Annotated in this window: 8 protein-coding genes and 2 pseudogenes; 3 read left to right on the top strand and 7 right to left on the bottom strand. The window is 48.5% G+C overall.

Annotated elements, in window-relative coordinates; translation table 11 throughout:
- Positions 1–9 precede the first annotated feature (9 nt).
- A complete protein-coding gene (locus WBL83_RS01715; RefSeq protein WP_424587517.1) occupies positions 10–876 on the top strand; it encodes an ion transporter in 867 nt (288 codons plus the stop codon).
- A 50-nt stretch (positions 877–926) separates the two neighbouring features.
- Here the strand turns inward: WBL83_RS01715 and WBL83_RS01710 are convergent, their stop codons facing one another.
- On the bottom strand, positions 927–1256 hold the full coding sequence (locus tag WBL83_RS01710; protein ID WP_034455830.1) for an HI1450 family dsDNA-mimic protein: 330 nt from the start codon (positions 1254–1256) through the stop codon (positions 927–929).
- A 37-nt stretch (positions 1257–1293) separates the two neighbouring features.
- Positions 1294–2754: a cardiolipin synthase gene (gene cls / locus WBL83_RS01705; protein ID WP_424587516.1), complete on the bottom strand. Its 1461-nt coding sequence runs from the start codon at positions 2752–2754 to the stop codon at positions 1294–1296.
- A gap of 215 nt (positions 2755–2969) precedes the next feature.
- Here cls and WBL83_RS01700 point away from each other — a divergent pair, with 215 nt between their 5' ends.
- Positions 2970–3152: a YciY family protein gene (locus tag WBL83_RS01700; RefSeq protein WP_139883052.1), complete on the top strand. Its 183-nt coding sequence runs from the start codon at positions 2970–2972 to the stop codon at positions 3150–3152.
- A gap of 83 nt (positions 3153–3235) precedes the next feature.
- Here WBL83_RS01700 and WBL83_RS01695 read toward each other — a convergent pair whose 3' ends face one another.
- Positions 3236–3391: a hypothetical protein gene (locus WBL83_RS01695; RefSeq protein ID WP_424587515.1), complete on the bottom strand. Its 156-nt coding sequence runs from the start codon at positions 3389–3391 to the stop codon at positions 3236–3238.
- Positions 3392–3485: 94 nt separating this feature from the next.
- The gene (gene cho / locus WBL83_RS01690) at positions 3486–4313 is read right to left on the bottom strand and encodes an excinuclease Cho (RefSeq protein WP_424587514.1); all 828 of its coding nucleotides are present in this window, start codon (positions 4311–4313) and stop codon (positions 3486–3488) included.
- Positions 4314–4810: 497 nt separating this feature from the next.
- Here cho and WBL83_RS01685 point away from each other — a divergent pair, with 497 nt between their 5' ends.
- Entirely contained in the window at positions 4811–6004 is a 1194-nt protein-coding gene (locus WBL83_RS01685) for a tyrosine-type recombinase/integrase (RefSeq protein WP_424587513.1), read from the top strand.
- Positions 6005–6257: 253 nt separating this feature from the next.
- On the opposite strand, the gene WBL83_RS01680 is transcribed toward WBL83_RS01685, so the two are convergent.
- From WBL83_RS01680 to WBL83_RS01670, 3 genes and pseudogenes are all read right to left on the bottom strand, one after another.
- Positions 6258–6497, bottom strand: a complete 240-nt coding sequence (locus WBL83_RS01680; RefSeq protein WP_424587512.1) for a DUF4060 family protein — start codon at positions 6495–6497, stop codon at positions 6258–6260.
- A gap of 42 nt (positions 6498–6539) precedes the next feature.
- Positions 6540–7695, bottom strand: a pseudogene (locus tag WBL83_RS01675) (RecT family recombinase).
- Positions 7670–10585 (bottom strand): annotated as a pseudogene (locus WBL83_RS01670) (PD-(D/E)XK nuclease-like domain-containing protein); the annotation flags it as partial. The pseudogenes WBL83_RS01675 and WBL83_RS01670, both read right to left, overlap by 26 nt.
- Positions 10586–10659: the final 74 nt, after the last annotated feature.

Here is a 10659-nt window from a genome sequence, read left to right as displayed (position 1 = left end):
AGGGCTGGCATGATGCCAGCCCTTTTAGTTTGTGAGGTGACCGTGCTGATTACCACCGCGCGTAAGCGGATGTACCATCTTCTCTTCGACCAAAGAACAAAATCAGGCCGACGCTTCGAAGCGTTTTGTGGATTACTCGCATTACTTAGCGTGATTGCGGTATTTGTCGAATCTGGGCTTGGCACGCAATATCATCTGACTTACGACGAATGGAAACTTTTCGTTTACCTGGAAATAGGATTCACGCTGCTTTTTACGCTGGAATATATTTTCCGGGTTTTGTGTTGGCCAAATCCACGCAAATATGTTTTCAGCTTCTGGGGTTTTATCGATCTGGCGACTATTTTGCCGTTATATGTTTTGTGGCTGTGGCCCGAAATTGGCGTCAATTATGTTTTTGCCTGGCGGGCAATGCGAGCGATACGCGTATTGAGGATCCTCAAGCTGCTGCGTTATATGCCAACGCTGAATACCCTGTGGCAGGCCATTACCAATGCGAAACATCAACTCATCCTGTTTTACGCATTTATTATGATTGTCATGGTGGTCGCAGGCGGGTTGATGTATGGCATTGAAGGGCCACCCAACGGTTTTACGACACTGGGCACATCGGTGTATTGGGCGGTGGTGACAGTCACAACGGTGGGCTATGGCGATATCACGCCGCATACCGGGCCGGGTCGCATGGTGGCGTCGATACTTATTTTGATTGGTTACTCAGTGATTGCTATCCCGACCGGGATTATCACTGCGCATATGACCAATGAATTCCAGAAACAGCGCAGTGCACGTTTTTGCCCGAACTGCCATAAAGGCAATCACGACGAAGAAGCGCGGTTCTGTAAATCCTGTGGGAGTGTGTTGCCGAAGCTTTAGATCCGATGTAAATGGCGGATGGCGCTAACGCTTATCCGCCCTACAAAGGCTTACTCGCGCCAGAGAATATGGCAAAGCTTATGGTCTTTTTCACGGCATAACAGCACGCGTGCGAAGATGTCGTTGATTTCCCCGCCATCGGTATCCGCAAGGCCAATCACCACTTCAGCAAAGAAGTCTGGATTCAGATCGAAATCCACATGTTCTTGCCAGTCTTCTGCCGGGTCAAAAAGCTCAGCACCGCCACGCTCTTCAAATTGCAGGTTAAACAAAATCACATCTGCCGGATCGAGGTTATCGACCGCCAGCTCGAGAAAAATATCGTAAGCCTGCTCGAGAGTTTCATCTTCTGTCAGGCGGTTGTTCAGATCCATTTCCATGTCTATTTCCACTTATCGAGTGCTGATGCGCCACGTTTTACAGCAACGGGCTAAAGAAGTAAAACAGTCGCTCTACTACGCGCTGCCACATTGGACGTTTGACCCACAGACGCTGATCCAGCAAGCGAGAACGCGAGATATAGTCGTCTTGTACCGCAGCCAAATCGCTGGCAAAACCGGAATCATCAATCACCAGGGTAATCTCGAAATTCAGCCACAAGCTGCGCATATCCAGATTCACGGTGCCGACTAAACTCAATTGCCCATCGACCAGCACACTCTTGGTGTGCAGCAAACCGCCTTCGAACTGATAAATCTTCACCCCAGCGGCGAGCAGTTCCGTAAAGAAGGCACGGCTGGCCCAGCCTACCAGCAAAGAGTCATTCTTACGGGGAACGATAATACTCACGTCAACGCCACGTTGTGCCGCCGTACAAATGGCATGCAGCAAATCGTCACTTGGCACAAAATACGGGGTCGTCATAATCAGATATTCACGCGCTGCATAGACCGACGTCAGCAGCGCCTGATGGATTAAGTCCTCAGGGAATCCCGGGCCGGAAGCAATGGTATGAATCGTGTGCCCGCTGGCCTCTTCAAACGGCATAATGTTGGCGTCCGGGGCAGGGGGCAAAATACGCTTCCCGGTTTCTATCTCCCAGTCACAGGAATAGACAATCCCCATGGCGGTGGCGACCGGGCCTTCCATGCGCGCCATTAAATCGACCCATTGCCCGACGCCTGCTTCTTGTTTAAAGAAGCGTGGATCAACCAGGTTCATACTGCCGGTGTAAGCGATGTAATTATCGATCATCACCATTTTACGATGCTGGCGTAAATCCATACGGCGCAGGAACACACGCATCAGATTTACTTTCAGCGCTTCGACCACTTCCACGCCTGCGTTACGCATCATGTTGGCCCACGGGCTGCGGAAGAAGGCGACACTCCCCGCCGAGTCGAGCAGCAGGCGGCAATGAATACCGCGACGCGCCGCGGCCATCAGCGATTCAGCCACCTGGTCGGCTAAACCCCCGGGTTGCCAGATATAGAACACCATCTCAATGTTATGGCGAGCCAGTTGAATATCCCGAATCAACGCATGCATCGTTTCATCAGAAGTGGTGAGCAACTGCAACTGATTGCCTTTCACGCCGCCAATCCCCTGACGGCGCTCGCACAGCTGAAATAGCGAAGTCGCAACCTCACTGTTTTCTTCGGCAAAAATATGTTTGCAGCTTTTGAGGTCGTTTAGCCACTTAGCAGTTGAAGGCCACATGGCGCGAGCGCGTTCAGCACGCCGTTTGCCAAGATGCAATTCGCCAAACGAGAGATAAGCAATTATCCCAACCAGCGGAAGAATATAAATGATAAGAAGCCATGCCATGGCCGAAGGAACTGCACGACGCTTCATCAAAATGCGCAGCGTCACGCCAGCTATTAAAAGCCAGTAACCTAAAATTATCAGCCAACTAAAGACTGTATAGAAGGTTGTCATAGTCCAAAAATCCTTTAGAAACCGTATGTTTTGAGTTTACGCACAACCGCCATCGGTTAACACTAAAACTATACCCAAATTAACCGGAGCGAGGGCAGTGCGAGCAACCGATGAGCCATCAACTTCAAGTATGGCGGGGATAATCGTAAAACGACTGGTCTGTAGGGCAGAAGGCTCTATAATGGCGCGTCTTACATGCAACCAGAGTCGTAAAAATGAGGCGTAGTAGAACTGAGGTCGGACGGTGGCGTATGCTTCGTCAGACGCAACGGCGCAGATCGCGTTGGCTGGAAGGTCAGTCACGCCGCAACATGCGCATTCACGCCATCAGAAAGTGCCAGGCAAACCGCCAGCGTAATTCCTTGTTGTTTGCCATTCACGATCAATGGGCGTCGTAACGTCAGGGCACCGCTTGCGGTGCCCAGTAATTTCCAAACGTTGAAGCCATGCGAGAAGCGACAAGACGGGAGTAAAACGGAAATTATGAGAAGTGCATTGCCAGTAAAATAATCATCACTGTGACCAATCCTACCGCAACAATCACCAACGGATGACTGGCCAGCCAGCTGTTCCAGCGTGCTTCCTGATTACCTACCGACTGCTTATGTTGCTCGTAAGACTCATCAAAAAGATCCATCAACATTCCTGAAAATTGCAAATACAGCGCTGAAAGTTGAAGCGAGATTATCACTGTCATCGAATTTGAGAAACTGATAATAAAAGCGCCGCTATTAGTCCAGCTCGACGATGTTCAGGCCGTCGCGCGTGAAAACATGCCGACAAAGGATTTTGTAACTATCCCGGTCAAAATAGGTGGCGGGCGTCACTATGGCTTTTCCTGACTCCAGCGACGTTGCTGTTCCCAGATAGAGCCAGTTATTCAGGATATGGTACTCAGTCTGATCTTCTGATCTCTCTTCAATCGCAATGCGACCGGCGTAGGGCCAGCTACGAATTCTCGTCGATTCAAGTGCCTCTCTAAGCCTTTGTTGATGAGCATCTTTAGTCTCTTTCCCACAACAGGCTCCGCCACATTTCCCCAGAGAGAAACGGAAGCACGCTCTGCCAGCCGATAACTTTTCCAGACCCAACGTACCGTAACAAAGCTTTTGCTCGTCAGCTAACTCGCGAATTTGATCAATGGCGGCATGTTTGGTTTTAAAGAGTCCAAACAAGTCCTGCGCATGGGTGAAGTCCGTTTCGTTGCTGAACACAAATTGCGTGGTTTCGTCAGTAATACGCAGCGAACAGAGCTTTCGCGCCACGCGTAATCTCTTGTTGAACAGCGGACTTTGGTTTTTGATGAGCTGGGACTCAAGAAGCAGTGCGCCAATTTCTCCGATGGTTTTGTGAAAGCCAATGCGGGTGGTCATATGCAGTAATTTCGCTTCAGACTGGGTTCTGAAGTGCGACATGACACGGCTTCGGATATTGACACTTTTGCCAATGTAGAGCGGGAAGCTCTGATCGGTACCGTAAAAAATATACACACCAGGCGCTGATGGGAGTGTTTCTAAGGTATGGCGAAGATGTTCTGGATATTGGTACGGTAGAGTCATGCTTTAGCTAATCAACGTATTTGAAAAAGGGAATAACAGAAGCGTTCAGTTGCATTGGCAGGGTGATTGCTCGCGTTTTAATCGGGCTATCGTAATGTTCAATTTGTAAGCATGCAACTCTATGACGCTATTAATTCGATGCTATTTCCATCAAAACATTCAGATTAATGCTGACGGAACAGGGGATCATAAAAAAGGCACCGAAAAATACAGAGTGTATTTTTGAGTGCCCTTGATGAATAGTTATAAGAGTTAACCCTTATAAGTTGATGATTTATTGCGCTTTCTTAGAAATCAAAAGACCTTTTTGTATGGTTCAGCATAGTGAGTAGATGAATAAATTTATGAAACCAACTGTTACCCTCATTCCCTTTAGTAGCAAGGCCTAGGTAAGGATTCAGATTCAGTATGCTACTTATTGTTACCTTATGAGTATCTTTGAGCAACGTACTTTGTGTACACTTTTGCGTACCAGCATTACAAATGTGTACTCAATCATGCTTACTGACACGAAACTTAAAAAGGCTCTTGGTAAACGACGCGAAGAAATTGAGATCGTTGCTGATACTCATGGACTAAATGCAAGAATCAGCCAGGCAGGGAAAGTCACATTTTTCTACCGTTACCGCTGGGAAGCAAAAGCGGTAAAATTAAACATTGGCGAATATCCTGCAATGAGTATTGCCCAAGCCAGGGAACGAAGGCAACAATTTCGTGGTTGGCTGATGGATGGCTATGACCCTCGTGAGCGGATTCGGCTAGAACGCATTGACCGTACAGAGGCATTAACAACGACAGAGGCATTCTTCTATTGGATTGAAAAATATTGTCGTCCAAATGGCTTAGTCAAAACAGATTACTATATTCTGGAATACAACAAACATATCGCCCCCATACTTGGCGATGTCAAAATTGACAGCACCAACAGAAAGCATTGGGTTGGCGTGTTTGATTCAATTGAAAGCAGGGTTATGGCTCATTACATGGTCTCGTTGTGCAAGCGAGCCTTTAAATTTTGCTCTGCTCGTGAAGCGATTAAGAGCAATCCGCTGGAGGGTATGCTTCCTTCTGATATGGGACAAAAACCAAAAAGGAAGGATAGGGTACTTAAATCGGATGAATTAAAAACGATATTCGATTGGTTGAAATTCAGGCAAACGCCAGAATCAAGATTTATGATTAAATTCATAATGGTTACGGGCTGTCGTACCGCTGAAATTCGTCAAGCAAAATGGTCTTGGTTTGATTTGGAAGATAAAACCTGGATTGTTCCCGCGTCGCACTATAAAACACGCAAAACGATACGCCGTGCATTGCCTGATGTAGCTATTCGCCTTCTGAAGGATCACAGAGAAAAGGTGAAAACGGAACACGTAGTAACTTCACAACGAAAAATTGAAGGACTTGAGTTCGACAGACCGATATCAGGCCAGGTAGCTGCGAATTTTGCTAAAAGTACGCGGCTAGGAGCAAAAATGGACGAATGGTCTCTACACGATTTACGTCGAACTCTTGCTACCACACTGTCATCGTTAGGTTGCCCGCCTCATGTTATTGAAAAGATTTTAGGTCATCAGATGGTTGGCGTAATGGCTCACTATAACCTTCACGACTACCTTGATGACCAGAGGCACTGGATGGATGTTTGGGATAAACATCTAGAAGCTATTATGCGCGAGCCAATTTGTTAGTGATTGCTGCTACCATTTTCCCATTCCTTTATTGATGATGATTTCCATCTATTTGGGTTCCCGGGGAAATCGGGTGCTGGGAATGGGCGCGCAAATCCCTTAGGCATGGTTTCCTGACTTTGCCATGACCACAACGTTTTTCGGGATATGTGATAGTGCTGCATCAGGTCACGGGTCAGAAGAATAGTCTCGTCCATTGTTAGGTCCTCACTTTGGCCCCATTTCGGGGCCGTAAAAAATTGATATTCAAAAATCAGTGCGCCTGCGCTGGTAGATTGCGTAATTTACGGAACCCGGTCATTGCCGTGGCCACGTAGCTGCATCTTCTATTCACCACTTCAACGATCACTTTCATGCCATCAACGGCTGTTATGTAATTCGTTGTCGTTTTCTCAACGCCATATTCGCCGTAACGTTCATAGTGGGCGGCCAGAGCTGCTTCGCATGCCCGACGGCCTATTGGCGATTGTTTGCTGCGATTAATCAGTTTCATAACGTCACCTGTAAGCGGGAGGTGTTACCCTCCCGGTGGTAGTTAATCAGCGATATATTCAGGACGCATATCGGTTAGGGTGATTGAGAACTGATCGTGAAGCTCCTCTCCCAAATGACGTTTCGCTGCCAAGAGCATGCGCTCCACTTCCGCAAAGCGAGCATCCGCTTCCGGTTCATCTGGATTTGGCAAGGAGTTGATCGCCGCCTCTACGCGGTTTTTGTGGTCCACGCGGTGATAGCGGGCGACAGCTTTATTTTTCAGTTCGGTGTAGATGGCATTGCCCAGAGTGGCTTTTGCCGATTCAACGTCTGAGCGAATTGCCTTGGCTGCGTCAACATCCTGAACAGCATCAATACGGCTACGGAATTCTTCCACCAGGCCATTTATGTCTGTTACCGGCTCCTGTGGAGAAGTTGCTGGCTTGTCTGACGCAATTTCTTTCAGGCTTACGCGCTGTGCTGGCACAGGATTGATTTCGCGCTCTGGTTTTGGTTCTGTCTCATCTGCGCTGTAAACACCCAGAATGACTTCAGGGCAATACAGGCGAGCCCAGTATTTAACGCCCAGGTAAGCAATTTGCTGTTTAGGGTTAGATACCCACAGCGGGGAGTTGCGCGTCACAACACCAGAGAAATAAACCGGTTCACCCCAGGTGATTTCGGTCTCACCGCGCAGAATTGCCCCTACCTGAACAAACAGGCCAATCTCATCTTCATCTTCCCAGCCGCGAATGCGTTCGGTGGAGGTGTACTTCCCATTTTTCCCTGTCTTCTCGCGTGTCACCTCTTTAGTGGTCGTGCAGCGTTCCCATTCCCCGCCGTAACGGTAATGGAAGCGGCCTTGAATGGCGTTTGAACTGGCAATTACCGCATTAACCAGTTGTGCTTCATATCCAAGAACGCCGTTAACCAGGTGTGTTTTCTGCGCTACTGCGTAGGGGTTCATCCCCCATTGCATGGCCTGCATTACGATGGCCATACAGTCAGCCGGTTTTCCTGCAAGGTGTGCAGGAACGGTCACGGCAGATTGCGCCATCAATCCTGCGAATGCCTGCAACTGACCCAAGGCCTGAACATTGAAAATGGAGTTGCTAGCTGAAATAGTGTTAGGTGCCTGCTGTTCAGTCATTACGATATTTGTATTTTCCATGGTCGTTCCCCTTATGCCAGGCGCAGCGCTTCAAGGCGGCGCATATCAAAATCGTTCAGTTCGTCGGTGTAGTCTTCGGTGATCGGTGCTGGCCACAAATTGGTATCGAGCGCATTGCTGATGGCATTCATCGCCTTACGGTATTCCAGTCGGCCAAGTTCCAGCAGTTCCTCCGATGCCTCAATAATCGCGACCCAGTGATAACCCTCGTCTTTGTTCACGAAGATCCAGAAGAACTGGTTGAAGTCGGCGACATCGCAGTACATCGCAGCGCTGAGGTGATAATCACGCTCGATGATTTCGCGGTGCAGTTTGGCGCGCAGGAAGTCTTGTTTCACTTTGCCCAGGCTGATTGTCTTGAGGTCGGTACCGATACGCACGCCGGACATATCAATCTCGAGGTCAGGGCGAACACGAACTTCTAAACCGGTTTCCTCATCCATGCCGAAATAACTGACTTCGTTCGCCCGGTTAGGATGTTGCAGGAGCTGGCCAGCAGAAGGGTGGTTGAACAGCGCCTGTTGAATCGCTTTCGCATGAGCCAGCTGGCGTTCGCTCAGAATGATCTTGTCCTGATTGGCTTCGTTCCATTGCTGCTCGAATTCATCTGCAAAGATGGCATCAGGCTTCACTGTCCGGATAGCAGCCGACAAAACATCTTTTGTGCCAGTCAGTTTCAGCTGTTCTGATTTGTCCTTTCCTTCGTTGTATTCGCGAATGAAAGTTTTCAGTGAATCGGTATTGGTGAAAGCCCCTTCAGGAATACCAGGGAAAACAGCAAAGTCCGTATCGAGTGTTTCCGGCTCAAGCGCCAGCGCATGAACCAGAGTGCCGAATGTGAATGCTTCACTGGTTTCGCGCCCGATGGTTTTAGTGATATGGCGGCCTTGGAAATACATCAGGCTCACTCGTGCATCTTTCACCTGCGTGCTGCTGATCCCGTTAGCGCCGTGGTAAACATCATTCGGCAAACTTTCATAACGGCCTGGCTCAAAATAAGCAGGGAACTCATTAGCGGACTGCTCTACGGCAATGATTTCTTCACCATCTGCAGCAACACTTTCGCTTGCTGGAATCTCAGCACGACTCGTGATTTCATTGCTGACAATCGTTTCCATCTGCTCATTGCTGGTGGTCTCCGTTAGTTTTACTTCTTCTTCTTTTACGACTTCATTTAAGGGGGCTTTGATGTCGGCAGTGTTGTCCGATTGATCACCGATCAAACCTTCAATTGAAAACACACCACTCCCGAGGCTCTTAATATCTGGCTCATTCGAGGTGCTGACTGTTTCGTCAGTAATTGTGTCAGAAACCGCGTCATTGCTGGATTCAAAGGTGGTCATCGGGGCTGTTGATCCCATAGCTTCTGCCACAGTTTCAGCATCAGGATTTGCATGATTTGATTCGGTCAGCTTCGCGTTAATCCATGCCTGGTGAGTGCCGGGCATCATGTGGACGTTTGGTGCGGCGCTACGAATCAGAGCAAAAATAGCAGCGCGCGAATAATCGAGAATACCTGGGCAGTGGCGCAGTTTACGAGACCACTCTTTCCATGGAGATTCTTTAGCTGCAACCATCTCTTTAGCGCGGCGGTGAATGCTGCCGGGGATGTTATAGATATCAAAATCCATAGGCAGAAGGGCGCACGCAATTTCCTCGTCGAGAGTATCGAGGGTGTGAATCAGGTCAGGATTGCGGTCAGTTTTATTCAGCCCACCAGCAGTTGCTCCAGTTGGCGTGCGCTCTTTGCGATATTTTGTTAGCCATTTTTCTGTAATGGCTTTGCGCTTCACGCCGTCGCTATCGGAGCTGTCATTGATGGCTGTCATCCACTCTTTAGTGAAAGTCAGTACCAGATTTAGCTCAGGTGCTTTTCCATCAACTGGCCAAATGCGCTGAATGATTTCAATCAGGCTCTGACGGATATGGTCGTAGCAGTGTTTGCAGGGCTCAACGGTATTGAAGGCAAGAATGACGTTTTGCAGATAGCTATTATCTGTATCCATCGCCGCAGCGGTTGCTGCTTTGCGCTCATTAGGTGTGGCTGTGTACATGCCACCCAGCCAGAAGTGAGCAATCTGAGTTGGGAATGGCAGCTTGCTGCTGTCGATGATGTCGTCATCGCTAAGGTTGCGCATCTCAGCCAGTCGCTCCGACACCTGCTCACGAGAAGGTACTTTCGAGTCATTGGAGAGCTTTTCTACTACTGGCAAATTTTGGAGAGAGGGTACTTTTTCATAAATCCATTCTCTGGTTACGAATGCGCGTTCTTTTGGCTCAGCCGCAACCCATGCAGTCATAAATTCTGTAAATGCCGGGAGTGCTGTGGCCAGGTGAAACTCAGCTTGCGGGAATACTCTTTTGAATGCGTCAATGAGACTCCATTCGACATGAGCTGATAGCTCGCTAATGCCTGGAACATTGGTGATAGATTTCAGAAGATTACATACATAAATATTATTTTCGTCTGACTCAGCTTCCCCAATCTCAATATGCTGAGCTTCGCTAATCTCCGTTAATTCATCATCATAAATTAGATGAGCAATCAGGCGCTGTGGTAAACGCAGGCGAGTAACTGGACGCAGGTTTTCACCACTGGTCTTCGGTAATGTAGTTGTGGTGCTTTTTTTAATGGAAGAAGAAGTACCTGAGGCCTCAGTGATAATCTTCTGCCACGTCTTGGCATCTTCAGCCAGTTCGTAACGGTCGCACCAGGTGTTATCCAGAACGCCTTCTTCTGGCAGGTCATCGAACACAGGCAAATCAGTTCGAACAGGCAGCTGGTGATCAGCGCCGCGACCGGTTTCGATTTCCGCATCTTCCAGAATGTTCATCACTTCACGGTCAGCGCGAGAATCGGATTTGCTTTCAAGCCAAACGAAGAGGTTAGGCTTCCCGGAATTCTTCCGGCTTTTAATCAAATATGCGTACATCATTGCGTTTACGCTCCTTTGGGTTATAGAATCCCCGAGCCATTGATAGCGCCCATTGGGTGGTTACTTTGGTCATT

The organism is Buttiauxella sp. (genome assembly GCF_049686335.1).
Lineage (GTDB): Bacteria > Pseudomonadota > Gammaproteobacteria > Enterobacterales > Enterobacteriaceae > Buttiauxella.
This window is presented reverse-complemented; position numbering and strand designations above follow the sequence as displayed.

Excerpts from the sequence above, each read along its gene's own strand:
- WBL83_RS01715 (WP_424587517.1), top strand. The coding sequence starts at position 10 with ATGATGCCAGCCCTTTTAGTTTGTGAGGTGACCGTGCTGATTACCACC.
- WBL83_RS01710 (WP_034455830.1), bottom strand. The coding sequence starts at position 1,256 with ATGGAAATGGATCTGAACAACCGCCTGACAGAAGATGAAACTCTCGAG.
- cls (WP_424587516.1), bottom strand. The coding sequence starts at position 2,754 with ATGACAACCTTCTATACAGTCTTTAGTTGGCTGATAATTTTAGGTTAC.
- WBL83_RS01700 (WP_139883052.1), top strand. The coding sequence starts at position 2,970 with ATGAGGCGTAGTAGAACTGAGGTCGGACGGTGGCGTATGCTTCGTCAG.
- WBL83_RS01695 (WP_424587515.1), bottom strand. The coding sequence starts at position 3,391 with ATGGATCTTTTTGATGAGTCTTACGAGCAACATAAGCAGTCGGTAGGT.
- cho (WP_424587514.1), bottom strand. The coding sequence starts at position 4,313 with ATGACTCTACCGTACCAATATCCAGAACATCTTCGCCATACCTTAGAA.
- WBL83_RS01685 (WP_424587513.1), top strand. The coding sequence starts at position 4,811 with ATGCTTACTGACACGAAACTTAAAAAGGCTCTTGGTAAACGACGCGAA.
- WBL83_RS01680 (WP_424587512.1), bottom strand. The coding sequence starts at position 6,497 with ATGAAACTGATTAATCGCAGCAAACAATCGCCAATAGGCCGTCGGGCA.